The sequence below is a fragment of the Roseovarius sp. genome (assembly GCF_965228755.1).
Classification (GTDB): Bacteria; Pseudomonadota; Alphaproteobacteria; order Rhodobacterales; family Rhodobacteraceae; genus Roseovarius.
Window position 1 is genome coordinate 500,207 of record NZ_CBDDIG010000013.1, and the last position, 25,419, is coordinate 525,625.

Sequence of the window (25,419 nt, forward strand, 5' to 3'; positions counted from 1 at the left end):
TGGTTCTTTGTTCGCGTCTTGGCCCCGGCACGGTTGCGGCACGTGCCTTTCCCAAGGTCATTTGTACGTCAGGTACGTTTCAGTTGAAAGACTGACCTTGCGACAGAGATGGGGCGGGGGAGAGGCCGGACAAGTCGCGGATGGCGTCGAGCACCGCCTGCTGGCCTTCGCGGTGGCGCAGCGCGGTGAAGAGGACAGGGCGGGCGCCGCGCATTTTCTCGGCGTCGCGGGCCATGACGTCGAGCGAGGCGCCGACATGGGGGGCGAGGTCGGTCTTGTTGATCACCAGCAGGTCGGAGCGGGTGATGGCGGGGCCGCCCTTGCGGGGGATCTCTTCGCCCGCGGCGACGTCGATGACGTAGATGGTGAGGTCGGCGAGTTCCGGGCTGAAGGTGGCCGACAGGTTGTCGCCGCCGGATTCGATGAGGACGATTTCGAGGTCGGGGTGGCGTTGCTGCATCTCGGCCACGGCGGCGAGGTTGATGGAGGCGTCCTCGCGGATGGCCGTGTGGGGGCAGCCGCCGGTTTCGACTCCGAGGACGCGGTCGGAGGGGAGGATCTGCATGCGCATCAGCGCCTCGGCGTCTTCCTGGGTGTAGATGTCGTTGGTGATGACGCCGATGGAATACGTGTCTTTCATCAGTTCGGCGAGGCGGGCGGTGAGGGTGGTCTTGCCCGCACCGACGGGGCCGCCGATGCCGATGCGGAGGGGGCCGTTCATGCGTGTCATGACTGGAAGAGCCTTGGTTGCAGGGTTTCGTGGGTCATCGCGGCGATGTCGGAGAGGAAGGTGTTGCTGTGGAGGTCGGCCGCGGTGGCGCCGGCGGTGTCCGAGACGAGGCGCTGGCAGAGGGGGGCAAGGCGGGAGAGCGTGCGCTGGGCTTGCGTCTGGCCCAGGGGCATGAGGCGCTGGGCGGCGGAGGTGAGGTTGGAGACGAAGCCCTGCAGGTAGAGCATGGTGGTGATGTCGGCATCGAGCGAGAGGAGGCCCGCGGCGCGGCCGACGGCGACGGGGAGGAGGAGGTCGGGCAGGTCGATGGACCAGACCGGGCCGGTGACGCGGGCGAAGGCTGTGCCCTGGCGCTGGGCCTCGCGCAGGCGCTCGGCGGAGGGGGCGAGGGCGCGGGCGGTGGCGTCGATATCTTCGAGGGCTTCTGGGGTGGGGGCGGCGTGGGCGAGGCGGAGGAGGATGGCGTCATTGCGGCCGGAGCCGTCTGTCAGCAGGTCGGCGAGCCAGTCTTCCAGCGTGTCGGCGTCATGGACCCAGCCCGCGCGGACGGCACTTTCGAGCCCGTGGGAGAAGGCGAAGCTGCCCAGCGGGTAGGCGGGCGAGAGCCATTGCATGAGGGTGAGAAGGCGGGGGTCAGCCTGCATCGACGGTCTCGTCGTGGTCGTGTTCGGGATCGTGTTCCTGATGGCGGTCGGGGCTGTGGCTATGGCCGTGATCGTGGGAATGGGTGCGGCCGTGGCCATAGGCGCCGCCCTCGGGGGTGAAGGGGTGGCGGGCTTCCTCGACCGTGGCGCCGAGCAGGTCGAGCATCCGGCGGATCACCGGGTCGCGCTGGATGAGCAGGCGGTCGGGGTCGATCTGGCAGGGGGTGTGGCGGTTGCCGATATGCCAGGCGAGGCGCGGCAGGCTTTTGCCGGTGACGACGAGCACGTCCTCCTCGGCGGCGCGAATGACCACGCGGGAGCCGTCATCGAGTTCCAGCGCGTCGCCGTCTTCGAGGGAGGTGGTCTTTTCGAGGTCGATCACGAAGGGGCGGCCGGTGTCTGTGGCAAGGCGTTTGCGGCGCAGGAAGCGGGTGTCGTAATCGAGGGTGACGATCTCGGCCACGCCGCGCCATTCCCCGGCGCGGCGGACGGTCTGGGCGAGGGGCAGGTCGGTCATGTCGTGTTCCTTCAGAACAGGAAGTAGCGCTGGGCCATGGGCAGGGTCTCGGCGGGCTCGCAGGTGAGGAGTTCGCCGTCGGCGCGGACTTCGTAGGTTTCGGGGTTCACCTCGATCTGCGGGGTGGCGTCGTTGAGCAGGAGGTCTTTCTTGCCGATATTGCGGGTGTTGCGGACGGCGAGCGTGTCCTTGGCGAGGCCGAGCGCCTTGCCGATGCCTTCGGATTGCGCGGCTTCGGAGATGAAGGTGACGGCGGAGCGTTCGACCGAGCGGCCATAGGCGCCGAACATGGGCCGGGAATAGACCGGCTGGGGCGTGGGGATCGAGGCGTTGGGGTCACCCATCTGCGCACAGGCGATGGTGCCGCCGATCAGGACCATCTCGGGTTTCACGCCGAAGAAGGCGGGGTTCCAGAGGACGAGGTCGGCGCGCTTGCCGGGTTCCACGCTGCCGATCTCGTGCGAGAGGCCGTGGGCGATGGCGGGGTTGATGGTGTATTTCGCCACGTAGCGGCGGACGCGGAAATTGTCGTTGTCGCCAGTTTCCTCCGAGAGGCGGCCACGCTGTTTCTTCATCTTGTCGGCGGTCTGCCATGTGCGGACGATCACCTCGCCCACGCGGCCCATGGCCTGGCTGTCGGAGGCGATGATCGAGAAGGCGCCCATGTCGTGGAGGATGTCCTCGGCGGCAATGGTCTCGCGGCGGATGCGGCTTTCGGCGAAGGCCACGTCCTCGGGGATGGATTTGTCGAGGTGGTGGCAGACCATGAGCATGTCGAGATGCTCTTCCAGCGTGTTGACGGTGAAGGGGCGCGTGGGGTTGGTGGAGGAGGGCAGCACGTGCTCCTCCCCGCAGATGCGGATGATGTCGGGGGCATGGCCGCCCCCCGCGCCCTCGGTGTGGAAGGCGTGGATGGTGCGGCCCTTCATGGCCTTGACGGTGTTCTCGACGAAGCCGCTTTCGTTGAGCGTGTCGGTGTGGATCATCACCTGCACGTCGAGCGCGTCGGCGACGGAGAGGCAGCAATCGATGGCGCCGGGGGTGGTGCCCCAGTCCTCGTGCAGCTTGAGGGCGCAGGCGCCGGCGTTGACCTGTTCCTCGAGCGCGGCGGGGAGGGAAGCGTTGCCCTTGCCGGCGAAGGCGAGGTTCATCGGGAAGGCGTCGGCGGCCTGCAACATGCGGCCGATATGCCAGGGGCCGGGCGTGCAGGTGGTGGCGAGCGTGCCGTGGGCGGGGCCGGTGCCGCCGCCGAGCATGGTGGTGAGGCCCGAGTGCAGGGCGTCCTCGATCTGCTGGGGGCAGATGAAGTGGATGTGGCTGTCGAAGCCACCGGCGGTGAGGACGCGCCCCTCGCCCGCAATGGCCTCGGTGCCGGGGCCGACGATGATGTCGACGCCGGGCTGGGTGTCGGGGTTGCCGGCCTTGCCGATGGCGGCGATGCGGCCATCTTTGAGGCCCACGTCGGCCTTGATGATGCCGGTCACGTCGACGATGAGCGCGTTGGTGATGACGGTGTCGACGGCGCCCTCGGCGCGGGTGGCCTGGGACTGGCCCATGCCGTCGCGGATGACCTTGCCGCCGCCGAACTTGACCTCTTCCCCATACGTCAGCGTATTGTTGCCGGAGCCGCCGGTGGCCGCCGCGCCGGCGCGTTCGGCGATGAGGTCACGCTCGACCTCGACGATGAGGTCGGTGTCGGCCAGCCGCAGCCTGTCGCCCACGGTGGGGCCGAACATGGCGGCATAGGAGGCGCGGGAAATGGTGGCGGGCATCAGAGATCTCCCATCACGGACTGGTTGAAGCCGAAGATGCGGCGGGCGCCGGAGACGGGGATCAGGCTGACCTCGCGGCGCTGGCCGGGCTCGAAGCGGACGGCGGTGCCGGCGGCGATGTCGAGGCGCATGCCGCGGGCGGCGTCGCGGTCGAAGTCTAGGGCCGAATTGGCCTCGGCGAAGTGGTAGTGGCTGCCGACCTGAACGGGGCGGTCGCCGGTGTTGGCGACCATCAGGGTGATCGGTTTCGCGTCGGCGTTGAGGGTCAGCGTGCCTTCGGCGGGAAAGAGCTCTCCGGGGATCATGGCGGGTCTTTCAGCGGATCGGGTTGTGGACGGTGACGAGCTTGGTGCCGTCTGGGAAGGTGGCCTCGACCTGGACCTCGTGGATCATCTCGGGGACGCCTTCCATGCATTGATCGCGGGTGATGACCTTGGCGCCCGCTTCCATCATGTCGGCGACGGAGCGGCCGTCGCGGGCGCCTTCGACGACCGCGTCGGTGATCAGCGCGATGGCCTCGGGGTGGTTGAGCCGGACGCCGCGAGCCAGCCTTTTGCGGGCGATCTCGGCGGCCATGGCGACCAGCAGCTTGTCTTTTTCCCGGGGGGTCAGGTTCATCGGGTCACAGTCTCCATGACGTGGGGAGGGCGCCGCCGCTGAGCCGGTCGAGCGCGGGCAGGAGGTGGCTGCGGAGCGCGTGGCCGTCGGGGGCCACGAGGCGCAGTGTGAGCATGTCGGGGGCGAGGAGGGAGGCGCCGCCGGTTGGGGGCAGGAGTTGGCGAAGCGGGTTGAGATGGGCCACGGCGTCGGGGGCGACGTAGAGGAGGGATACCATCGCCGCCGCGCCGTTGCCCGAGGAGGCGCGGGCAAGGCGGGCGGCGAGATCGCCGGTGAGGGAGACACCGTCGAAGTAAAGCGGGCGGTCGGCGCGGGTGATGCGGATGCGGTCGCGGAAGCTGGCGTCGGTCAGGGTTTCGCCCATGGCGGCGCGGCCGAACAGGACGGGTTCGGCGATCAGCAGGCGGGCGGTGGGGGCGAGGTCGATCTCGAGCCGGCGGTCGAGGGCGCAGCCGTTGTAGAGGATGAGTTCCTGCGGGAGCCAGTGGAGGGTGGCGTTTTCTGCCACCGTGAGGCGCGAGCGCATGTGGCCGGTTTCGCCGGGAATGGCGCGGTAGGCGCGTTCGGCGGCCTGCGTCGTTAGCGTGGTATGGGTGTCGGTCCCGATATGGGCGGAGACGTGGAAGCGGTCGCCGCCGGTGACGCCGCCGGCGGTGTTGATCAGGATGGCCTGCAACCCGTGCTCGGGGCGGGGAAAGAGGGCCTTGAAGGCGCCGGATTGGCGGAGGGTGTCGAGTACGCTGCGCCCGCCGACCGGCTTGGTCGAGAGGGCGATCTCGCCCCGGGCCCGCGGGAGGACGGGCGGCAGAACATGGGCCGGATGCAGCGTGATGACCGTTCTCCCCCCGAGCTTGGCGTGGTGTTTCAATGGATCGGATCACGGGGGCGGGGGTGCGGCAAGATTCGGAGGGTGCGCGCGGAGCGGGGTCGGTGCCATTGCGCAAATGATGGGCGATCTGCCCGATTTTCGGGCAGCGGCGGCGCGGTGCGGCGGGCGTTCTCATCGGGGTCGTTTTGCGCTAACACGCGGAGGAGTTTCAGAACAGGGAAGTGGCCATGACGGAATTGCAGTTCGCGGAGAACCTTTCGCGCCTCGGAACGGAATCGGCCTTCACGGTGCTGGCCAAGGCCGGGAAGATGGCGGCCGAGGGGCGCGATATCATCAACCTCGGGATCGGTCAGCCGGATTTCCGGACGCCCGAACATATCGTCGAGGCGGGGATCAAGGCGCTGCGCGACGGGCATCACGGGTACACGCCCGCGAACGGGTTGCCGGAGCTGCGCGAGGCGGTGGCGGCGGACCTGCACCGGCGGCACGGGGTGGAGGTGAACCCCGATCACGTGGTGGCGGTGCCCGGCGGCAAGCCCACGATGTTCTTTGCCGTGCTGATGTTCGGCGAGCCGGGGGCGGAGATCATGTATCCGAACCCGGGCTTTCCGATCTACGAGAGCGTGATCCGGTATAGCGGGGCGACGCCGGTGCCGATCGAGTTGAAGGAGGAGAACGGGTTTGCCTTTTCCGCCGAGGCGGTGCTGGGGCAGATCACGCCGAAGACGCGGCTGATCATCATCAACAGCCCGGCGAATCCCACAGGCGGTGTGACGCCGAAGGAGGAGATCGACAAGCTGGTGGCGGGGCTGGCCGAGCATCCGCAGGTGGCGGTGATGTCGGACGAGATCTATTCCAACATGCTGTATGGCGGGCGGGAACATGTGAGCCTGTTGCAGTATCCCGAGATCCGCGACCGGCTGATCATGCTGGACGGGTGGTCGAAGACCTACGCGATGACGGGCTGGCGGCTGGGCTATGCGGTGTGGCCCGAGGCAGCGGTGGATCACGTGACGCGGCTGTGCATCAACGACCATTCTTGTGTGAACGCGGCGACGCAGCATGCGGGGATCGCCGCGCTGAACGGGCCGCAGGACGCGGTGCGCGAGATGGTGGCGGAGTTCGACGCCCGGCGGCAGGTGATCGTGGAGGCGCTGAACGGGTTGCCGGGGGTCAGGTGTGCCGATGCGGCCGGCGCGTTCTATGCGTTTCCGAATATCGAGGGGACGGGGATGACCAGCCGGGAGGCGCAGGACCGGTTCCTGGAGGAGGCCGGGGTGGCTGCGATTGCGGGCACGTCGTTCGGCAAGTTCGGCGAGGGGTATCTGCGGTTCTCCTATGCCAACAGCACGGAGAATATCCGCGAGGCGATCCGGCGGATCGGGGAATTGCTTTAGTCGGCGAGGCCGACTTAACATGGCTGGACGTGTTCTGGCCGAAAGTGGACCCATGCCCGCGCCCCGCAATCCGGTGCAGCTTGCCGTACTGGTGACGCCGCATTTCAACCTTGCCGCGACGGTGGGGTTCATCGACCCGTTTCGCGTGGCGAATTACCTGAACGGGCAGATCCTGTTCCGCTGGGACGTGGTGTCGGAGGCGGGCGGGGCGTGTGCGGCCAGTAACGGGATGGTGATCGGGACGCGCGCCCTGGCGGAGATCGCGGGGCAGCGGCGGGATATCGTGGCGGTTTCGTCGAGCTGGACGCCGGAGGAGCATCGCTCGGCGCAGTTGCAGGCGGCCTTGTGGCGCTGGGCCAGGGCCGGTGCAACGATGGCGGCGCTGGATACGGGGGCGTTCATCCTGGCCGAGGCGGGCTTGCTGAAAGGGCGGCGGGCGACGGTGCATTACGAGCATATCGATGCGTTCGGGGAGATGTACCCGGAGACCGAGGTGACGGAGGATCTGTTCGTTTATGACGGCAACCGGATCAGTTGCAGCGGCGGGAGTGCGGCGACGGATTTCGCGCTGAACATCTTGCGGGGGACGCATGGGGATGCTCTGGCGAACCGGGCGGCGCGATATCTGTTTCACCAGAGCGTGCGGCCGGCGGGGAGCCAGCAAAACGCGGACCCGCTGGAGCCCTTGGGGAACACCGCGCCGAGGAACGTGCGGCGGGCGATCGCGCTGATGGAGAAGCACCTGGAAGTCCCGCTGTCGATTGCCGAAATCTGCGAGCGGATGGAGATATCGCACCGGCAGTTGGACCGGTTGTTCCGGCGGTACGTGAAGAAGGCGCCGGCGGCGTATTACCGGGATATCCGGCTGGACCGGGCGCGGGGGCTGGTGACGCAGACGGAGATGGCGCTGAGCCAGGTGGCGCTGGCGTCGGGGTTTGCCAGCCAGGTGCATTTTTCGCGGGCCTATCGGGCAAGGTTCGGGTTGCCGCCGAGGCAGGACCGGATCGAGGGGCGGGTGCCGTTCGAGTTCCGGGCGTGGCCGATGCATCGGAAGACGGTGTGATGTCTGGTTTGGTCAAGTTGGCGGCGGATTTGGCATAAATGCGCCGGAGGATTGGGGGTGATGCTGTGGAGGTAGGCGGGCGCCCCGAGTCGCGGGCGGCCTGTCAGCCAGCAGGAGGGCCGAGCCATGACCGACATGCCGAAACGCGCCGATTTCGAGAGACTCCGGCAGGGGTATTCCGAAGATGCCGGCAGGTCGCTGTCGCTGCACGCCGATGCCTATACGGAGGCGGGGTGGTACAAGGCGGATCTGCAGGCGGTGATCGCGAAGACGTGGCAGTGGGTGTGTCATGTCGAGAAGCTGCGGGAGCCGGGGTCTTATGTCACCGTGAGCATTGCCGAGCGGCCGATTTTCGTGGTGCGGGACCGGGAGGGGGTGCTGCGCGCCTTCTACAACGTGTGCAGGCACCGGGCGCATGAATTGCTGCGGGGCGAGGGGCAGACGAGCCGGATCATGTGCCCCTATCACGCGTGGGTCTACAAGCTGGATGGGCAGCTGGTGCGCGCGCCGGAGACGGAGCACCTGGAGGATTTCGAGACGGGGGAGATCTGCCTCGACGCCGTGCAGGTGGAGGCGTTCTGCGGCTTCGTCTTCGTCAATCTCGACCCCGAGGCCGCGCCGCTGCACGAGCAGTCGGGGAGCCTTGGCACCGAGATCCGGCATTGGGCGCCGGATATCGAGGATCTGACCTTCGGGCATCGGCTGACCTATGACATCCGGTCGAACTGGAAGAACGTGGTCGACAATTTCCTCGAGTGCTACCACTGCCCGACCGCGCACAAGGATTTCTGCGATCTCGTGGATATGGATACCTACAAGGTGACCACCTACGGGATCTATTCCAGTCACATGGCGGATGCGGGACAGGGGGCGAACAGCGCCTATGACGTCTCGAACGCCACGGTGCGGACCCATGCCGTGTGGTGGCTTTGGCCGACGACATGTTTGATGCGGTATCCGGGGCGGTCGAGCATGATCGTTCTCAACATCATCCCGGCGGGGCCGGACCGGACGCTCGAGACCTATGATTTCTTCCTCGAGACGCCGGAGCCGGATGCGATGGAGCTGGATGCGATCCGGTATCTCGACGAGGTGTTGCAGGTCGAGGATATCGGGCTGGTGGAGAGCGTGCAGCGGGGGATGAGCACGCCGGCCTTCACGCAAGGGCGGATCGTGAACGACCCGAGCGGATCGGGGAAGTCGGAGCATGCGGTGCATCATTTCCACGGGCTGATGCTGAAGGCGTATGAGAAGGCGATCGGGTGAGCGTGGTGAGAGGTCCCGGCTCGGGGGCCGGGACGGGGAGGGGTCATGACAGGACGGCTTGAAGGGAAGGTGGCGCTGGTGACCGGCGGGCGCGGCGGGATCGGGCGGGCGATCTGTGCGCGGTTCGAGGCGGAGGGGGCGGTGGTTTACGCGGCCGATCTGAGCGAGGGCGGATCGCTCGCCGCGCCTGACGGCGCGTCTCGCTTTGTTCGGGTGGATGTGTCGGACGAGGAGAGCGTCAAGGGGGCGATGGCACGGGTGGCCGAGGAGCAGGGGCGGCTGAATGTGCTGGTGAATGCTGCCGGGATCGAGATCGAGAAGACGATCGAGGAGACGAGCCTGGAGGAGTGGAACCGGTCTTTCGCGGTGAACGTGACGGGGACGTTCCTGACCTCGAAACATGCGTTACCGTTGTTGCGGAAGGCGGCGGCGGATGGCGTGAGTTCGGGGATCATCAATTTCGGGTCTTATGACGGGTTCATCGCCGATCCGGGGCTGGCCGCCTATTGCGCCACCAAGGGGGCGGTGCATGCGCTGACCCGGGCGATGGCCTGCGATCACGGGCCGGAGGGGATACGCGTGAACGCGATTTGCCCCGGATACATTGACACGCCGATGCTGCAGAGTTTCTTTACCGGAGACGGGTCGGGCGGGGGCGGCAAGAGCATCGGAGAGTTGCAGCAGGCAGTGCGGGATGTGCATCCGCTGCGGACCTATGGCACGCCGGAGGATATCGCCAACCTGGTGACCTGGCTGGCGAGTGACGAGGCAAGGTATGCGAGCGGGCAGTTGTGGGTGCTGGATGGCGGGCTGTCGGCGCAGGTACAGCAGATGAGGATTTGAGTATTATCGAAACAGTGAAGGTTCGGTCGGGGGAACGGGATGCGGCTTGAGGGAAAGCGGGCGCTGGTGACCGGCGGGCGGCAGTGGATCGGGCGTGCGATCGTCGGGTCGTTTTTGCGCGAAGGCGCCGAGGTTGTGACCTGTGGGCGCAGGGGCGATCCGGGGGATTTGCCGGAGGGCTGTGGCTGGGTGACGGCGGATGTGTCGGACCCGGCGCAGGCGGCGGCGCTGGTGGAGGCCTGCGGGGCGTTGGACGTGCTGGTGAACAATGCGGGCGTGCAGGTAGAGAAGACGGTTGTCGATAGCACGGATGCGGATTGGGAGCTGGTGATCGGGGCGAATTGCCGGGGGGTGTTCAACATGTGCCGGGCGGCGATCCCGGTGATGCGGAACGGCGGGGCGATCGTGAATATCGGGTCGATCTCCGGCCGGCAGGCGGACCCGTCGATGGCGCTTTATAACGCATCGAAGGCGTTCGTGCACGGTCTGACGCGGTCGATCGCGGTGGATCACGGGCCGAAGATCCGGTGCAATGCGATCTGTCCGGGGTGGATCAACACGGGGATGCTGGAGGCGGGGTTCGAACTGGCCGGTGATCCGGCGGCGGCGCGGCGTGACGCGATTGCGCGGCATCCGGTGCGGCGGTTCGGGGAGCCGAAGGATATTGCCGCGATGGCGGTGTGGCTCGCCTCGGACGAGGCGGGGTTTGCCAGCGGGCAGTTGTTTACTATCGACGGGGGGATGACCGCGGCCTCGCCCCTCAATCCGGGGATGTTCTGAATGAATGAAGTGACACATTGCGCCGTGCTGGGCGCGGGGGTGATCGGGGCGAGCTGGACGGCGTTGTTCCTGGCGTCGGGCCGGTCGGTGGCGGTCTATGACCCGGCGGAGGGGGCCGAGGCGGCGGTGCGGGCCTATGTCGATCGGGCGTGGCCGACGATGGACGCGCTGGGGCTGACGGAGCGGGGTGACCCGGGGCGGGTGACGTTCCATGGCTCGGCGGCGGAGGCCGTCGAGGGGGCCGGGTTCGTGCAGGAGAACGTGCCGGAGCGGGTGGCGATCAAGCACGCGACATTTGCCGAGATCGAGCCGGTGCTGGCGCCGGGGGCGGTGGTGGCGAGCTCTGCCTCGGGGCTGACACTGGGGCAGATGCAGGCGGGGTGGCAATCGCCGGGGCGGTTCATCCTCGGGCATCCCTTCAACCCGCCGCATCTTATTCCGCTGGTGGAGCTGATGGCGAACGGGCGGACCGAGGATGGCGTGCTGGACGCGGCGGAGGCGTTCTATGCCGATATCGGCAAGGTGACGATCCGGGTGAAGCGCGAGGTGCCGGGGCACGTGGCGAACCGGTTGCAGGCGGCGGTGTGGCGGGAGGCCATTCACCTTGTGCAGAGCGGTGTGGCGAGCGTTGCGGACGTGGACAAGGCGATGAGCGCGGGGCCGGGGCTGCGCTGGGCGGCGATGGGGCCGACAGCGTTGTTCGGTCTGGGCGCCGGGGCTGGCGGGTTGCAGGCGTTTTGCGATCACTTCTCCGAGACGTTCAACGGGTGGTGGCAGGATATGGGTGAGCCGGTGCTGGACGCGGAGACGATTGCGTTGCTGGTCGAGGGGCTGGAGGAGGCCAATGCCGGGCAGTCGGTGGAGGAGCTGAGCGCGCGGCGGGATGCGATGATACTGGCGATGCGTCAGGCGCTTGCGGGGGTCCAGTCGGCGTAGCCGCGGGTTGTCAGGGCCTTGTGAAGGGCAGCATGCAGGTCTTCGGTGAGGGTTTGCGGGTGTGCCGCGAGGTCGGCGAGGCGGCTGTGCACGTCGAGGGCGAAGCGGGTGTCGTGGCCGAGGGCGGTGGCTAGGCGCTGGACGGCGGCGACGGCCGGGGCGAGGTCGATATCGGTGAGGATGAGGGCGTGGGCGAGGCAGGTGTTGCCGCGCCAGCGCTGGGCCGTGCCGACGATCTTGCGGCCCGAAACGGCGAGGTTGTAGTCGCCGTCGCAGAAGCTGCCCTCGACGGGCTGGGTGCTGGAGGCGATGCCAAGGGTGGCGAAGGCGTCGGTGAGCGGCTCGGTGATCTCGGCATAGCTGCCGCGGATGTCGCGGCCGTGCGGTGGGGCGACGGTGAAGGCCAGGGCCACGTTCAGGACGCCGGGCCCTTGCGGGGTGATGCCGCCGCCGGTCTGGCGGGGGGTGACGGGCCAGCCTTCAGCGGCGGAGGCGCGGGCGGCCTGCGGGTAGGTGTCGGTGAGGGTGTAGCGCCGGGGCAGGACGAGGCAGGGCGCAGCGGCGGACCAGAGGAAGGCGGAGTGCGGCGCGTCGCCCGAGGCCACGGCGGAGAGCATGGCCATCTCGGCTGCGAGGCCGGCATCGGCTGTCTCGAAGAGGATCGGGGCGGCGGGCAGGGCGTGTTCCTCGGGCTGACCGGGCGGGGCGCCAGTTAAGGCGGGCCCGATGGGGAGGTCAAGGCAGCGCTCATTTCACGTGCGGGCCGAAGGGGGTGCTGTTGAGGACTTCGGCGCCGTCCGGGCCGAGGAGGACGGTGTTCGACACGAAGTAGTTGCCGCGGCCGGTTTCGGTGAACCATGACATGAGGTGGAAGGTCATGCCGACCTTCATCTCGAGGTCGGAATCGTGGCGCAGGCCGGTGACGCGGGGGCCGCCTGTCCATGACGGCGGGAAGCCGATGCCGACGAGGTAGCCGCAATGGTGGCGGCGGTATGTGGGCAGGCCCGCTTCGTCGACCACGGATTGCCAGCCGTTGTAGACATCGCGGGCGGTCACGCCGGGCCTGAGTGCGTCGAGGGTGGCGTGGAAGGCGTGTTTGGACAGCTCGGCCATCTCGGCGTCTTCGTCGGAGATGTAGCCGATATGGACGAGCCGGCCCATCGGCGCGTTGTAGCGGGCGACGCAGCCCGCGACCTCGAGGAAGACGGTCTGGTGGTGGGTGCCGTCGCCCCAGCTTGTGTGTTCCTCGGCCATGCGGGCGGCGGGGCGGATGAATGGCCCGAATCCCGGCGGCGTGCCACCGGCGCGGGTCATGGCGGCGAGGCAGTCGGCCGCGACATCGGTTTCGCGGGCGCCGTCGTGGATGGCGTCGATGGCCGCTTGCGTGCCGGCGTCGGCGGCCTTGGCGGCGGCGCGCATGAAGGTGATTTCCTCGGGCGATTTGACGAGGCGCATGAGGTCGAGCATGCCGGTGATATCCTGCCATCCGGCGGCGTCGATCTGGTTGGTGAGTTGGTGGCCCATGCCGTAGGCGAGGCCGGAGGACCAGTTTTCGAGGCCGAGTGTAAGGCCCCCGCACTGGCCGTTCAGGTGTTTCACCGCGACATCGGCGGCGGTTTCGGAATCGGTGTGGCCGATGAACGCGGCGTTGCGGACCTGGTTGCGGATGACGGCCTGTTCCATCTGTCGCGTGATGAGGGTGAGGTCGCCCTCGGCCGGGACGATGAGGAGGTGGGGGGCGAAGTAGCCCCAGTGATCGAGACCGATCAGGTAGAAGATGTTCTCGGGCGAGCTGAAGAGGGCCATGTCGAGGCCGCGTTTGGCCATCTCGGTGCGGGTGGCGGCGAGGCGGCGGGCGAGTTCGGCATCGGTGAAGGGGTTCGAATGCATGGCGGGCTCCTTCATGGAATCGGGTCAAGCTGTATACAGGTTGGAAGCTATCGGATATCACGGCAACGGGTTTGTGCGGAATCGACGGCTGGTGTATACATATGCGACAGATCCCGGAGGGAGTTGCCCAGATGAACGCCAATGATCCGATGACCGAGGCCGCGCGGGCGGCGATCCTGAACGCGGTGGGATTCGACGAGGGGCGCAATGCGCGGGCGAAGATCGGTTTCGTGCTGATCCCCAACGAGCAGACGATCGAGGAGGAGATGCTGCGCTACATGCCGCCGGGCGTGGGCGCGTATTTCAGCCGGGCGCCGATGCCGCGGGATATCACCTCGGAGAGCTTGGCGCAGTTGAAGCAGTCGCTGGCCGCGGCGGCGGGGCGGATCTTGCCGGATGACGGGCTGGACGTGGTGACGCTGGGCTGTACCTCGGGGACCGTGGCGGTGGGCGAGGCTGCGGCCTGTGCCGAGCTGGAGAAGGGGGCCAAGGGGGCCGTGGCCTCGACCCTGGCGGGGGCGGTGCGCAAGGCGCTGGCGGCGGTAGGTGCGGCGAAGATCGTGCTGGGCTCGCCTTACGTGCCGGAGCTGAACGCGCGGATGGTACGCTACCTTGAAGAGGCCGGGTTCGAGGTGCTGCGCGCGCATGGCATGGGATTGAGCTACGACACCGAGATGATCCGGGTCTCGCCCGGGTACCTGATGGATTACGCGCGGGCGATCGACCATCCGGAGGCGGATACGGTGCTGCTGAGCTGTGGCGCGCTGCGCAGCATGGAGGTCATCGACCGGATCGAGCAGGCGCTGGGAAAGACGTCGATCTGTTCCAACCAGGCGATGTTGTGGGACGTGCTTCGGCTGGCCGGGGTGCCGGACCGGCTGGAGGGGCTGGGCCGGCTGTTGCGCGAGCATTGAGGGACGGGGCCGAGACCACGGGCGCCGCGGCGATCTTCCGGGCGGTGCGCGAGCGGATCTGTACGCTGGAACTGCCATTCGGGGCGGTACTGCGCGAAGTCGAGCTGGCGCGGGAGTTCGGGGTGAGCCGGACGCCGGTGCGGCAGGCGCTGCACCAGCTTGCGGCGTTCGGGCTGGTGGAGACGCGCAACGGTGTGGGCACGCTGGTGACGGCGGGCGACCCGGAGACGCTGGCCGATATCTACGAGTTGCGGATCCGGCTGGCCGGGCTGATCGGCGAGCTGGCGTCGGGGCCCTGTCCGCGCGAGTCGGCCGACGCGATGCGGGCGTTGCAGGCGCAGGCCGAGGCGCTGCCGAACCCGCCGGGCGCGCAGGCGTTCTGGCAGCTCAACGAGGACCGGCACGAGATCGTCAACGCGCTGATCGGGAATCGCGAGCTTAGGGGGCTTCACGACCTTTACTACTTCAAGGTCGCGCCGTTCTGGTTCGCGCTCTACGCAGAGGCGCCAGAGCGGGAATTCACGTTGCTGCTGCGGGAGATTCGCGAAATGGTCTTCTGGCTTGAGCAGGGCGACATGAAGGCGGTGGCCAACATGCAGGAGAACAACACCGCGATGGCGGCCCGGCGGGTCGCGGCGGCCTTCGGGCGGGGCGGGATGAGCCGGAAATCGCCCAATTAATGATAAGAAAAGATGAAGTAATTAAAAAGTGAAATAAGCCATGTTGACCGTAACGGGGGAGTTTTCTACGGGTCGAAACTGGTTGCAGGCAACATGGACAGGCAAGGAATGCCATCGACTTACAAAATCGTCCTCGGGGTCATCGGGGCAGAGCAGCAAACGGTCGGGAACTGCGTGATGGCGCAGGTTTTGACCGATCACGGGTTCGAAGTTGAGAATGTCGGCTGCTGCGACAGCCGGGCCGAGCTGGTCAGGGCGGCGGTCGAGACGGGGGCGGATGCGATCCTGGTCTCCTGTGCCGACGGGCTGGCCGAATCAGAGTGCAAGTGCCTGCGCGAGACCTGCGCGGAAAGAGGTGTGAACGATGTGCTGCTGTACCTGGGCGGCCGGTTCCTTGCCGCCAAGGGAAGCTGGGACGAGACCGAGGCGCTGTTTCTTGCCAAGGGGTTCGACCGGGTGTTTCCGGCGCGTGCGAACATCACCCGCATCGCGGCGAAGTTGCGCGACGATATCGACATGCGCCGGCCGGGCGCGCACCTGTACGGGGCGGGCGCCTTCGGCGTGGCGCCGGCGGTGGCGGCTTACGACTAGCCCGGTGCGAGCGTGGGGCCGAAGAAGTCGCGCATGAAGCGCGGGCCCTTCGCCTTGATGAAATCGCGGAACTGCCGGGCGGCGGCGCCGAGCACGGCCTCTTTCGGGTAAAGCACGAACCAGTCGCGCAGTTCGGGCATGCCCTCGGCGTCGAGGATGGTCAGCTTGCCGGCCTCGTATTCCAGCGCGATGGTGTGGGCCGAAATGAACGCGAGGCCCATATTGGCCATCACCGCCTGCTTGATGTTGGCGTTGCTGTCCATCTCCTGCGACTGCGGGAGAGAGAGGCCGTCGCTCTGGAAGTAGTGCTCGTGAACCATGCGGGTGCCGGAGCCGGTCTCGCGCACAAGGAAGCGGTGCGCGGCGAGGTCGGCGCGGCGAATGCGGCGGAACCGGGCGAGTGGATGGTCGGGGTGGCTGATCAGCACGTAGGGGTGACGGGCGAACTGGTGCGCCGTCACCTCGATCCGCCGCGGGGGACGGCCCATCAGGGCAAGGTCGATCTGGCCGGTTTCCAGCGCCTCGATCACGCCGCGGCGGTTGGCGATGGTGATCTGCAGGTCGATTCGGGGGTGGTGCTTCTGGAATTCCTGGAAGAGCTGCGGGCCGAAGTTGCGGGCGGTCGAGACCATGGCCACGCGCACCCGGTTGTCGAGCTCGCCCTGCATGGATTTCACCATCTCGACCGCGTCGGTCAGGGTGGAGGTCATCTGGCGGGCGTAGGGCACGAGGGCATTGGCGATCTCGGTCGGCTGGATCGAGCGGCCGTCCTTCTCGAACAGGACGGCGCCCAGCTCCTCTCCCAGCTTGCTCATCTGCATCGAGACCGCCGGGGCGGAGAGCGACAGGGTTTCGGCCGCGGCGGCGAAACTGCGGTTTTCCACGGCGGCGAGGAAAATCTCGAGTTGGCGCAGGGTGATCCTTGAGCCATCTTTCGACATGGCGAGCGCCCCCCTTCTGGTCTTGCGTAGTAATGACTAGCGGAGGTGCCGGGTAAGTTCAAAATTTCTTATTGGTCAGGCCTGTCGCGGATTGGCGTCATCGGGGCTTGTCAGCGGTAGGGCCGGTGCTAGCATCCGCGCCATGTGCAACCTGCATTCCAACATGACCACGCAACAGGCGATGCGCCAGTTGTTCGATGTCGCCGCCGGGTTCGACGGGCTGGGCAATTTCGCACCGCTGCCGGCGATCTTTCCGCGGTACAGCGCGCCCGTCGTGCGAATTGGCGAGGGCGGCCAGCGCGAGCTGGTGTCGATGCACTGGGGGTTCCTGATGCCGCAAGTGTCGAAGAAGACGGGCAAGCCGATTATGCCCAAGGCGGTGAACAACGCGCGCGACGACAAGGTGCGGCATTCCGGCTTCTGGCGGGCGAGCTTGGAGGCACGGCGCTGCCTGATCCCGGCCACGTCCTTTTGCGAGGCGAAGGGGCGCAACCCGGCGACGTACTATTGGTTCGGGATGGCGAGCGAGGACCCCGACGCGCGCCCGCCCTTTGCCTTTGCCGGGATGTGGCGGGGGTTTCGGGGCGAGTATCGGGGCGAGCTGGTGGATATCGAGACGCATACGATGGTGACCTCGACGCCGAACGAGCTGGTGAAGCCGGTGCATCCGGACCGGATGCCGGTGATCCTAGAGCCCGGGGATTACGAGACATGGCTGACCGGCACGCCGGAGGCGGCGGCGGCACTGATGCGGCCCTATCCGGCGGGGAAGATGCGGATCGTGCAGCAGGGCGAGGGCGTGAAGGAAGACCCGGCGGGGTGAGTGGTGCGGGCCCTTGTCAACGGTGTCCTGTCTGGTAATATGTCTGCACATATTATCAGAAGGGACCCGACGATATGCCGACAATCTGGTCGAAACAGGCGCTGACGGCCGAAGGCTGGCAACGGGACGTGGTGGTGGAGCTTGACGGCGCAGGGCGTATCGCCAGCGTCCGGGCGGGCCAGCCGGAGAGCGGCGAGCGGGTGGAGATATTGCTGCCGGCACCGGTGAACGCGCACAGCCACGCCTTCCAGCGGGCCATGGCCGGCATGACCGAGCGGAGGGGGCCGAGCGGGAGCGACAGTTTCTGGACGTGGCGGCAGTTGATGTTCCGGTTCCTGGACCAGCTGACGCCCGAGCATATCGAGTCGATCGCCGCCTTCGTGCAGATGGAGATGCTGGAAGCCGGGTATGCCACGAATGTGGAGTTCCATTACCTGCATCACCAGCCGGGCGGGGTGCCTTACGACAACATTGCCGAGACCAGCGCGAGGATCGCGGCGGCGGCGGCGGAGACGGGTATCGGGCTGACGCTGTTGCCGGTGCATTACCAGTATGGCGGCTGTGACCGGCGGGAACTGGGGCCGGGGCAGATCCGGTTCGGGAACGATCCGGAGCGGTTTGCGAGGCTGCACGAAGGGGCCGGGGTGGCACTGAAGGGGTTGCCCGGCGATACCGTGCTGGGCGTGGCGCCACACAGCTTGCGGGCGGTGGGAAAAGATGATCTTGCGGCGACGGCGGCCTTGGCCGGCGAGGGGCCGGTGCACATGCACCTGGCCGAACAGGTGGCCGAGGTCGAGGAGGTCGAAGCGGCCTGGGGCAAGCGGCCCGTGGAGTGGGTGCTTGAGACGGGACAGGTGGACGAGCGCTGGTGCATGATCCACTGTACGCAGATGGAGCCGCACGAGACCGAGGGGCTGGCCGCGACCGGGGCCGTGGCGGGGTTGTGCCCGATCACCGAGAGCAGCCTTGGCGACGGGATCTTCGACGGGGTGCGGTGGTTCGATGCGGGCGGCCGGATTGCCATCGGGTCGGACAGCAATATCAGGATTTCGCTGACCGAGGAGCTTCGGACGCTTGAATATTCCCAGCGGCTGCGGGACCGGTCGCGGGCGGCGCTGGCCTCGGCTGGCCAGTCGACGGGGCGGCGGATATTCGAGGCGATGGTCTCGGGCGGTGCGCAGGCGGCCGGCCGGGGCGTCGGCGGGATTGCCGAGGGCAGCTGGGGCGATCTGCTGGCGCTGGATGGCCGGGCGGTGGACCTGCAGGGGCGCGAGGGGGATGCCGTGCTCGACGCCTATATCTTCGCGGGCGATGACCGGATGGTCTCGCGCGTGTGGGCGGCCGGGCGGCCCGTGGTCGAGGGCGGGCGGCACGTGAAGCACGCCGAGATCCGCGACCGGTACGCCGCGACGATGGCCAAGCTGAGCGCGGCGCTGTGACGGCGGGTGAATTCAAGAACTGGCAGGCGGTGCAGGAGGAAGTGCGCCGCCGCATCCATGCGCGGATCTGGGCGCCGGGAGAGATGATCCCGAACGAGCAGGACCTGGCCGAAGAGTTCGGCTGTGCCCGGGCGACGGTGAACCGCGCCTTGAGAAACCTGTCGGAGGCCGGGTTGCTGGAACGGCGGCGCAAGGCGGGCACGCGGGTGGCACTGCACCCGGTGCGGAAGGCGACGCTGAGCATCCCGATGATCCGGAAGGAGATCGAGGACCGGGGCCAGAGCTATGGCTACGAGCGGCTGTTCTATCGACGCGGTACGCCGCCCGAGGCGCTGTTGCGGCAGTTGAAGGCGCGGGAGAACGACCAATTCGTCCGGGTGAAATCGGTACAGACGGCGGATGGTGTGCCGTTCGTGTTCGAGGACCGCTGGGTCAACCTTTCCACGGTCCCCGGCGCGGCAGAGGAAGGGTTCGCGGAGACGAGCGCGAACGAGTGGCTGCTGACCCACGCGCCCTATACCGAGGGCGATATCGCCTTCTTCGCCGAGAACGCGAGCGAAGAGGTGGCCGGAACTCTCGGTTGTGACCTCGGCGCCGCGATCTTCGTGATCGACCGGGTCACGTGGGACAACGACCGCTCGATCACGTCGGTGCGGCAGTTTTTCCCGCCGGGCTATCGAATGCAGACCAGCGTCTGAAGCGGAACGGCCCGGGTTTCACGCGTTGTCGTCGGCGACCGGTATGGCTTTCGTGGCCCATGTGCTGTCTTCGGGCGGCGACGGCGGCTCGACGGCGACGCGGCGGCGGTGGATGGCGACCTTGGCGATGAACATGGCCGATACGGGGGCTGTCACGAACAGGAACGCCATGATCAGGAATTCATGCACCGACCCGTCACCCCAGACGAAGGCATAGATCATCGAGGCCGCAAGCGTACTGCCGACACCCAGCGTGCCGGCCTTGGTGGGGGCATGCAGGCGGGACATCGGGCTGTCGAGCTTGAGCAACCCGTAAGACCCCACGAGGATGAAGAGAGCGCCGATGACGATCAGCGCGCTGACGAGGATTTCGGCCACTTCCATCATTCGATCACGTCCCGGCGCAGGATGAAGCGCGCATAGGCCACGGTCGACACGAAACCCAGCATGGCAATGAGCAGGGCGGCCTCAAAGTAGACCTGGGTCCGGGTGAGAATTCCATACAGCACGATAAGGGCCACGGCGTTGACAGAGATCGTGTCGAGCGCAAGGACCCGATCGCCCGAGCCCGGGCCGATGAGCAGCCGCCAGAGGGCAAGAACCTGCGACAGGCCCACCGCGGCGAAGGCGAAGTACAGCGCATAGGTGATCATTCGAAAATCTCCTTCAGGCGGCGTTCGTAACGGTGCTTGATGTCGTCGCGCACGGCATCGGGGTCAGGGGCATCGAGTGCATGGACCAAAAGTGAGTGCCCTTCGTCGGAAAGGTCGGCCGAGACGGTGCCGGGGGTCAGGGTGATGGTGCCGGCAAGGATGGCGATGGCCTCGGGCGTGCGCAAATCGAGCGGGATGCAGACCCAGTTGGGCTTCATCCGGGCGTTGCTCTTGAACAGGACGATCAGGGCGACCTGCACGTTGGCGAGTACGATGTCCCAGACGACGATGAGTATATAGGTAACCATCCGGTACGGCCGCCGCATGATCGGGCGCTGGGGCCAGTAGGCCGCCGTCAGGATCGGGATCAGGATGCCGAGGATCAGGCCGAAGGCGACTGCGCCGGTGCTGGGCGTGTTGATCAGCATGCACCAGACAAGGGTCAGCAGCAGGGTGAGGAGCGGGTGCGGGAAGATGCGTCGGGTCAGGCGGCTTGCCATGTCAGTGCGCCTCCTCTTCAAGCGGCGTCTCCGGGTTGTCCGCGCCGTGGGAATCCCTGGCCTTGCTTTCCGTGTCGTGGTCGTCCTCGCCGTGGCCCTTGTAGGTGATTTCCTTGCCGGGCGTCTCCAGCACGGTCGAGATATAGGGGGCGGGCGCGAAGAGCTGGTCGGCGGTAGCCGCGAGGTGGCGTTGCAGGGGCCCGGCGAAAACGGTGACGGCCACGAGCGTGGCGAGAATGCCGCCGATGGCGACCATCGGCAGGACGGGCATCGGTGCCAGCGCGGCCTCGTCCTCGGGCGGTGTTCCCTGGTCATAGGCCGCTTCCGAGGCATGGGCGCGCCAGAAGATCGTGCTGCCGGCGCGGGCGAAGCCGATGACGGCGATCAGGCTCATCCCGAGGATGATGGCCCAGACCCAGGCCATGCGCGCGTCGGCCATGGCCGCGTCGAGGATGAGCAGCTTGCCGATGAAACCCGAAAGGGGCGGCAGGCCCGCCATGGCGATGGCCGCGGCGAAGAACATTCCGGCCACCAGCGCGCCGCCGGCGATGGGCGGGGCGAGGTCGAAGGTGAGCAGGTTGCGCTCGCGCCGGTCGCGGACCACGTCGACCAGCAGGAAGAGCGCCGCCGTGGCCAGCGTGGAATGGATGGCGTAGAAGAGCGCCGCGGCGATGCCCTGGGGCGTGAAGACCGAAACCGCCGCCATCAGCATCCCCATCGAGCCGATCACCGCGAAGGCCACCAGCCTGTCGAGCCGGCGCGCGCCGAGCACGCCCAGCATCCCCAGGATAAGGGTCATCAGTGCGGCAGGCAGGAGCCAGGTGTCGAAGAGGCCCTGCGTGGCTTCGAGGTCGGGCGGGAAGATCAGCGTGTAGAAGCGGATGATGGCATAGGCGCCGACCTTGGTCATGATCGCGAAGAGCGCGGCCACCGGGGCGGGCGCGCTGGCATAGGCCGAGGGCAGCCAGAAATGCAGCGGCAGGATCGCGGCCTTCACCGCGAAGACCATCAGCAGCATGACCGAGGCCGCGCGGATGCCGGCCGTATGCTCGGCCGGTGCGGCGGCGATGCGCTGCGCAAGGTCGGCCATGTTGAGCGTGCCGGTCTCGGCGTAGATCGTGCCGAGGGCGAAGAGGAAGAGCGTCGAGCCCAGCAGGTTGAAGACCACGTATTGCACGCCCACGCGGAAACGTTCGGGCCCGCCCGAGTGGATCATCAGCCCGTAGGAGGCGATGAGCAACACCTCGAAGAAGACGAAGAGGTTGAAGGCATCGCCCGTCAGGAAGGCGCCGATGATGCCCATGAGCTGGAACTGGAAGAGCGCGTAGAAATGCCGGCCGCGCGTGTCCCATTTCGAGCCGACGGCGTAGAGCTGGACGAAGATCGCCAGCAGGGACGTGAGGAAGACAAACAGTGTCGACAGTCGGTCGGCCACCAGCACGATGCCGAAGGGCGCGGCCCAGTTGCCGAGCTGGTAGAGGATGACCGTGCCGTCCCACGTGGCGATGACGAGCCCGGCGGCGATGGCCAGCAGTGCCACGGTGCCGGCCAGCGAGAAGACCCGCTGTAACGTCACGTGGTGGCGGACGACAAGCACGATGAAGGCCGCCATCATCGCAGGCAGGACGACGGGAAGGATGATCCAGTGGCTCATGATTGCGCCCCCTCGTCATCGGTCTCGGGCAGGTCGTCGATATGGTCATCCTCGGAACTGAGATAGGCGCCGAGCGCCACCATCACCACGACCGCCGTCATCCCGAAGGAGATCACGATCGCCGTCAGCACCAGCGCCTGCGGGAGCGGGTCGGTATAAGCGGTGGCTGCATCGGTCAGCACCGGCGGCTGGTGGACCGCGAGGCGCCCGGAGGCGAACAGGAAGACGTTGACCGCGTAGGACAGGAAGGCTGTGCCGACGATCACCGGGAAGGTGCGCTGGCGCAGGACGAGGTAGACCCCCGCTGCGGTGAGAACGCCGACGGCGCTTGCAAGCAGAAGCTCCATCTCAGCCCTCCTTTCCGGTGGTTTGCGGTGCGTCGTCACGCGACGGGTCGATATCCATGGCGTACTCGCTGACCTCGGTGTCGCTGCGGCGGGCGAGGCGCGAGAAGCTTTCCAGTGACAGCATCACCGCGCCCACGACGCAGAGGAACACGCCCAGGTCGAAGCCCATGGCGGTGGCCAGTTCGAACTCCTGGAACGGCGGAATGCGGAAGTACCCGAAGGAGGAGCTCAGGAACTCGGCCCCGAAGAACCAGGCGCCGATGCCGGTCAGCCCCGCCACCAGCACGCCCGCGCCGATGATGCCATGGAACGGGTAGCGCTGGCGGGCCGAGGCCCAGGAATACCCCGAGGCCATGTATTGCATCACCACGCCGATGGCCACGACCAGGCCGGCGATGAAGCCGCCGCCCGGTTCGTTGTGGCCGCGCAGGAAGATGTAGACGCCGACCATCAGCACCACGGGCATCATCACGCGAGTCACGACGACCATCATCATCGGGTGCGCGTCCCCGGCCACGTCATCGGACGGCCGGTTGAGCAGCCGGGCGCGAACCGGCCCCGACAGCAGCGCCTCGGTGATGGCGTAGATGATCAGCGCGGCGATGCCGAGCACGATGATCTCGCCGAACGTGTCGAAGCCGCGGAAGTCGACAAGGATCACGTTGACCACGTTGGTGCCACCGCCACCCTTGTAGGAGTTCTCGAGGTGGTAGGCGGAGATCGACGGCTCGACGAAGTCTCGCAGCATCATCGCATAGATCAACGCCGCCGCGCCGATACCGGCGCCGACCGAGATCACCCCGTCGCGCAGGCGCCGCCCGGCGGAGCTTTCGACCGGCGTGTAGCGTGGCAGGAAATTGAGCGCCAGCAGCAGCAGGATGATGGTGACCACCTCGACCGAAAGCTGGGTCAAAGCAAGATCGGGCGCGCTGAGATAGGCAAAGGCCAACGAGACGACAAGCCCCACCACTCCCATCAGTATGAGCGCGAGAAAACGGTTGCGGTGATAACGCAGCAGCACGGCGGTGGCGGTGACCAGCAGGATCCACGCGGTCATCGGCACCGGCTCGATCGGCAGCGCCTCGCGGCTGGGCAGGCCGACCCCGCCCGAGAACCACGCGTGGGCCGTGACGGCGAAGACGGTGACGGTGAAGATCGCCGCGTAGCGGGTGAGAGAACCATCGTGCAGGCGACCGGTGACGGCCTGGGCGATGGCCACCAGCATGGCGATGATCGCGTCGAAGATCGCCTTGGCGAAGGGCGGCCCGGCGGCCGCCCACGCGCGGGCGAGCGGCTTGAACATCAGCAGAAGGATGATGCCGCCCGCGACGGCGATGACCGACATCCACAGCGCCGGGGTGACGCCGTGCCAGATTTTCAGGTGGGCATCGGGCAATTCGGCCGTGCCGCCGAGGACGGCGGCGGTGACGGTCTTGACCAGTGGTTCGGCTAGAAAGGGCGCGACGCCGATGGCGATGACGAGGATTACCAGCAGCGCGGGCGGCCCCCACATGCCGACGCCCGGGTCGTGCGGGTGGCCCGGGTAGTCGTCGCGTTCCGGCCCGAGGAAGGTGTGGACTATGTAGCGGAACGAATAGGCCGCCGAGAAGAGCGCGCCGATCGTCGCCAGTACGGGCACCAGCATCGGGTAGCCGAAAAGCGTGGTGTGGGTGGTTTCCTCGAGCATCATTTCCTTGGACAGGAACCCGTTGAAAAACGGAATGCCCGCCATCGAGAGCGAGGCGATGGTGGCGATCACGAAGGTGACCGGCATGAGCCGGCGCAAGCCGCCCAACAGGGTGATGTCGCGGGTGCCGGCCTCGTGGTCGATGATGCCGGCGGACATGAAGAGCGCCGCCTTGAAGGTGGCGTGGTTGAGAATGTGGAACACCGCCGCCATCGCGCCGAACGGCGTGCTGGTGCCCAGCAGCATGGTGATGAGGCCAAGATGCGAGACGGTCGAGAAGGCCAGCAGCGCCTTCAGGTCGTTCTTGAAGAGCGCCACGATGGCGCCGATCACCATGGTCACCAGCCCCGCCCCGGTGACGAGGATGAACCACGCATCCGTGCCCGAAAGCACCGGCCAGAGCCGCGCCATCAGGAAGATGCCGGCCTTCACCATGGTGGCCGAGTGCAGGTAGGCCGAAACGGGCGTGGGCGCCGCCATGGCGTGCGGCAGCCAGAAGTGGAAGGGGAACTGGGCCGACTTGGTGAAACAGCCCAGCAGGATCAGGATCAGCGCGGGCATGTAGTAGGGCGAGGCCTGGATCTCGTCGCGGTGCTGGAGGATCACGGTCAGGTCGTAGCTGCCCGCGATATCGCCCAGCAGCATCATGCCCCCGATCATCGCCAGCCCGCCCGCGCCGGTGACCGCCAGCGCCATGCGCGCACCCTGCCGCCCTTCGGGGAGGTGTTTCCAGTAGCCGATCAGCAGGAAGGAGGAGAGCGAAGTCAGCTCCCAGAAAATAAGCAACATCAGGATGTTGTCGCACAGAACGATCCCCACCATGGCGCCCTGGAAGAGCAGGAGGTAGGTGTAGAACTCGCCCATGTTGTCTTCGCGGGACAGGTAGAAGCGGGCGTAGGTGATGATCAGCAGGCCGATGCCAAGGATCAGCGACGCGAAGAACAGGCCGAGCCCGTCGACGAACAGGTTGAAGTTGAGACCCAGCGAAGGCATCCAGTCGAGCCGGGCCGTCACCGTCTCGCCCGCCATCACCGCGGGCAGGTGGGTCATCAGCCCGAGGAACGCGGTCAGCGTCACGAGGAAGGTGACCATGCCGCATGCCTGACGCCCGGCGCGGATCATCAGCCCGGGCAGAAGCGCGCCCAGGATTGGCAGTGCGACAATCAGAAATAACGACATCTTCACCTGTCCCAATAGGTCTGACCGA

General features: G+C 67.1%; 28 protein-coding genes. 12 read left to right on the forward strand and 16 right to left on the reverse strand.

Features of this window, described 5'->3' with window-relative positions; genetic code table 11:
• Window positions 1-79: 79 nt before the first annotated feature.
• From ureG to ACO07J_RS20815, 7 genes are read right to left on the reverse strand one after another with little or no spacing between them, the layout of a single operon-like run.
• Complete coding sequence (gene ureG / locus ACO07J_RS20785; protein WP_422032518.1) at window positions 80-730, reverse strand: urease accessory protein UreG; 651 nt, start codon at window positions 728-730, stop codon at window positions 80-82.
• Window positions 727-1,374, reverse strand: coding sequence for an urease accessory protein UreF (locus ACO07J_RS20790; protein WP_422032520.1), 648 nt, complete (start codon window positions 1,372-1,374; stop codon window positions 727-729). Before ACO07J_RS20790 ends, ureG begins: the two co-directional genes overlap by 4 nt.
• A complete protein-coding gene (ureE, locus tag ACO07J_RS20795; RefSeq protein WP_422032522.1) occupies window positions 1,364-1,891 on the reverse strand; it encodes an urease accessory protein UreE in 528 nt (175 codons plus the stop codon). The genes ACO07J_RS20790 and ureE overlap by 11 nt, the downstream gene beginning before the upstream one ends.
• Window positions 1,892-1,902: 11 nt before the next feature.
• Window positions 1,903-3,663: an urease subunit alpha gene (gene ureC / locus ACO07J_RS20800; protein ID WP_422032524.1), complete on the reverse strand. Its 1,761-nt coding sequence runs from the start codon at window positions 3,661-3,663 to the stop codon at window positions 1,903-1,905.
• Window positions 3,663-3,968, reverse strand: a complete 306-nt coding sequence (locus ACO07J_RS20805; protein ID WP_422032526.1) for an urease subunit beta — start codon at window positions 3,966-3,968, stop codon at window positions 3,663-3,665. The genes ureC and ACO07J_RS20805 overlap by 1 nt, the downstream gene beginning before the upstream one ends.
• Before the next feature lie 10 nt (window positions 3,969-3,978).
• Window positions 3,979-4,281, reverse strand: a complete 303-nt coding sequence (locus tag ACO07J_RS20810; protein WP_300891507.1) for an urease subunit gamma — start codon at window positions 4,279-4,281, stop codon at window positions 3,979-3,981.
• Window positions 4,282-4,285: 4 nt separating this feature from the next.
• A complete protein-coding gene (locus ACO07J_RS20815) occupies window positions 4,286-5,149 on the reverse strand; it encodes an urease accessory protein UreD (RefSeq protein WP_422032529.1) in 864 nt (287 codons plus the stop codon).
• Window positions 5,150-5,337: 188 nt separating this feature from the next.
• On the opposite strand from ACO07J_RS20815, the gene ACO07J_RS20820 reads away from it, so the two are divergent.
• The 6 genes from ACO07J_RS20820 to ACO07J_RS20845 all read left to right on the forward strand — a co-directional run bounded on the left by ACO07J_RS20820 (window position 5,338) and on the right by ACO07J_RS20845 (window position 11,395).
• Window positions 5,338-6,507, forward strand: coding sequence for a pyridoxal phosphate-dependent aminotransferase (locus ACO07J_RS20820; protein ID WP_422032531.1), 1,170 nt, complete (start codon window positions 5,338-5,340; stop codon window positions 6,505-6,507).
• Window positions 6,508-6,526: 19 nt separating this feature from the next.
• Entirely contained in the window at window positions 6,527-7,570 is a 1,044-nt protein-coding gene (locus ACO07J_RS20825) for a GlxA family transcriptional regulator (protein WP_422032533.1), read from the forward strand.
• A gap of 126 nt (window positions 7,571-7,696) precedes the next feature.
• A complete protein-coding gene (locus ACO07J_RS20830; protein ID WP_422032535.1) occupies window positions 7,697-8,836 on the forward strand; it encodes an aromatic ring-hydroxylating oxygenase subunit alpha in 1,140 nt (379 codons plus the stop codon).
• 45 nt (window positions 8,837-8,881) lie between these two features.
• On the forward strand, window positions 8,882-9,679 hold the full coding sequence (locus ACO07J_RS20835) for an SDR family NAD(P)-dependent oxidoreductase (protein WP_422032537.1): 798 nt from the start codon (window positions 8,882-8,884) through the stop codon (window positions 9,677-9,679).
• 39 nt (window positions 9,680-9,718) lie between these two features.
• A complete protein-coding gene (locus ACO07J_RS20840; RefSeq protein WP_422032539.1) occupies window positions 9,719-10,459 on the forward strand; it encodes an SDR family NAD(P)-dependent oxidoreductase in 741 nt (246 codons plus the stop codon).
• Window positions 10,460-11,395 carry a 3-hydroxyacyl-CoA dehydrogenase NAD-binding domain-containing protein gene (locus ACO07J_RS20845; RefSeq protein ID WP_422032541.1) on the forward strand — a complete coding sequence of 312 codons (936 nt, stop codon included), beginning with the start codon at window positions 10,460-10,462 and terminating at the stop codon, window positions 11,393-11,395.
• On the opposite strand, the gene ACO07J_RS20850 is transcribed toward ACO07J_RS20845, so the two are convergent.
• Both ACO07J_RS20850 and ACO07J_RS20855 read right to left on the reverse strand, forming a co-directional pair.
• Window positions 11,365-12,018 (reverse strand): lipoate--protein ligase family protein, encoded by a 654-nt coding sequence (locus ACO07J_RS20850; RefSeq protein ID WP_422032543.1) that lies wholly within the window; start codon window positions 12,016-12,018, stop codon window positions 11,365-11,367. The two genes, ACO07J_RS20845 and ACO07J_RS20850, sit on opposite strands and share 31 nt — an antisense overlap.
• 124 nt (window positions 12,019-12,142) lie before the next feature.
• Window positions 12,143-13,285 carry a M24 family metallopeptidase gene (locus tag ACO07J_RS20855; protein ID WP_422032545.1) on the reverse strand — a complete coding sequence of 381 codons (1,143 nt, stop codon included), beginning with the start codon at window positions 13,283-13,285 and terminating at the stop codon, window positions 12,143-12,145.
• A gap of 131 nt (window positions 13,286-13,416) precedes the next feature.
• Here ACO07J_RS20855 and ACO07J_RS20860 point away from each other — a divergent pair, with 131 nt between their 5' ends.
• The 3 genes from ACO07J_RS20860 to glmS all read left to right on the forward strand — a co-directional run bounded on the left by ACO07J_RS20860 (window position 13,417) and on the right by glmS (window position 15,470).
• Window positions 13,417-14,199, forward strand: coding sequence for a maleate cis-trans isomerase family protein (locus ACO07J_RS20860; protein WP_422032547.1), 783 nt, complete (start codon window positions 13,417-13,419; stop codon window positions 14,197-14,199).
• A complete protein-coding gene (locus tag ACO07J_RS20865) occupies window positions 14,196-14,879 on the forward strand; it encodes a GntR family transcriptional regulator (protein WP_422032549.1) in 684 nt (227 codons plus the stop codon). Before ACO07J_RS20860 ends, ACO07J_RS20865 begins: the two co-directional genes overlap by 4 nt.
• A gap of 108 nt (window positions 14,880-14,987) precedes the next feature.
• Window positions 14,988-15,470, forward strand: coding sequence for a methylaspartate mutase subunit S (glmS, locus tag ACO07J_RS20870; RefSeq protein WP_422032551.1), 483 nt, complete (start codon window positions 14,988-14,990; stop codon window positions 15,468-15,470).
• On the opposite strand, the gene ACO07J_RS20875 is transcribed toward glmS, so the two are convergent.
• Window positions 15,467-16,411: a LysR family transcriptional regulator gene (locus ACO07J_RS20875; RefSeq protein ID WP_422032553.1), complete on the reverse strand. Its 945-nt coding sequence runs from the start codon at window positions 16,409-16,411 to the stop codon at window positions 15,467-15,469. The two genes, glmS and ACO07J_RS20875, sit on opposite strands and share 4 nt — an antisense overlap.
• Before the next feature lie 142 nt (window positions 16,412-16,553).
• On the opposite strand from ACO07J_RS20875, the gene ACO07J_RS20880 reads away from it, so the two are divergent.
• The 3 genes from ACO07J_RS20880 (at window position 16,554) to ACO07J_RS20890 (ending at window position 19,371) form a co-directional block, all read left to right on the forward strand.
• A complete protein-coding gene (locus ACO07J_RS20880) occupies window positions 16,554-17,234 on the forward strand; it encodes an SOS response-associated peptidase (RefSeq protein ID WP_422032555.1) in 681 nt (226 codons plus the stop codon).
• Between the two features lie 74 nt (window positions 17,235-17,308).
• Window positions 17,309-18,673 carry a formimidoylglutamate deiminase gene (locus ACO07J_RS20885; protein WP_422032557.1) on the forward strand — a complete coding sequence of 455 codons (1,365 nt, stop codon included), beginning with the start codon at window positions 17,309-17,311 and terminating at the stop codon, window positions 18,671-18,673.
• Window positions 18,670-19,371, forward strand: coding sequence for a GntR family transcriptional regulator (locus ACO07J_RS20890; RefSeq protein WP_422032559.1), 702 nt, complete (start codon window positions 18,670-18,672; stop codon window positions 19,369-19,371). The genes ACO07J_RS20885 and ACO07J_RS20890 overlap by 4 nt, the downstream gene beginning before the upstream one ends.
• Window positions 19,372-19,389: 18 nt before the next feature.
• Here ACO07J_RS20890 and ACO07J_RS20895 read toward each other — a convergent pair whose 3' ends face one another.
• The 6 genes from ACO07J_RS20895 to ACO07J_RS20920 are packed head-to-tail and all read right to left on the reverse strand — an operon-like array spanning window position 19,390 to window position 25,391.
• The gene (locus ACO07J_RS20895; protein ID WP_422033482.1) at window positions 19,390-19,755 is read right to left on the reverse strand and encodes a Na+/H+ antiporter subunit G; all 366 of its coding nucleotides are present in this window, start codon (window positions 19,753-19,755) and stop codon (window positions 19,390-19,392) included.
• Window positions 19,755-20,024, reverse strand: a complete 270-nt coding sequence (locus ACO07J_RS20900; RefSeq protein ID WP_350127253.1) for a K+/H+ antiporter subunit F — start codon at window positions 20,022-20,024, stop codon at window positions 19,755-19,757. The genes ACO07J_RS20895 and ACO07J_RS20900 overlap by 1 nt, the downstream gene beginning before the upstream one ends.
• Window positions 20,021-20,524, reverse strand: coding sequence for a Na+/H+ antiporter subunit E (locus ACO07J_RS20905; protein WP_422032561.1), 504 nt, complete (start codon window positions 20,522-20,524; stop codon window positions 20,021-20,023). The genes ACO07J_RS20900 and ACO07J_RS20905 overlap by 4 nt, the downstream gene beginning before the upstream one ends.
• 1 nt (window position 20,525) lies before the next feature.
• Entirely contained in the window at window positions 20,526-22,178 is a 1,653-nt protein-coding gene (locus tag ACO07J_RS20910; RefSeq protein WP_422032563.1) for a monovalent cation/H+ antiporter subunit D, read from the reverse strand.
• Window positions 22,175-22,525, reverse strand: coding sequence for a Na+/H+ antiporter subunit C (locus ACO07J_RS20915; RefSeq protein ID WP_422032565.1), 351 nt, complete (start codon window positions 22,523-22,525; stop codon window positions 22,175-22,177). The genes ACO07J_RS20910 and ACO07J_RS20915 overlap by 4 nt, the downstream gene beginning before the upstream one ends.
• A gap of 1 nt (window position 22,526) precedes the next feature.
• Entirely contained in the window at window positions 22,527-25,391 is a 2,865-nt protein-coding gene (locus ACO07J_RS20920) for a monovalent cation/H+ antiporter subunit A (RefSeq protein ID WP_422032567.1), read from the reverse strand.
• Window positions 25,392-25,419 lie beyond the last annotated feature (28 nt).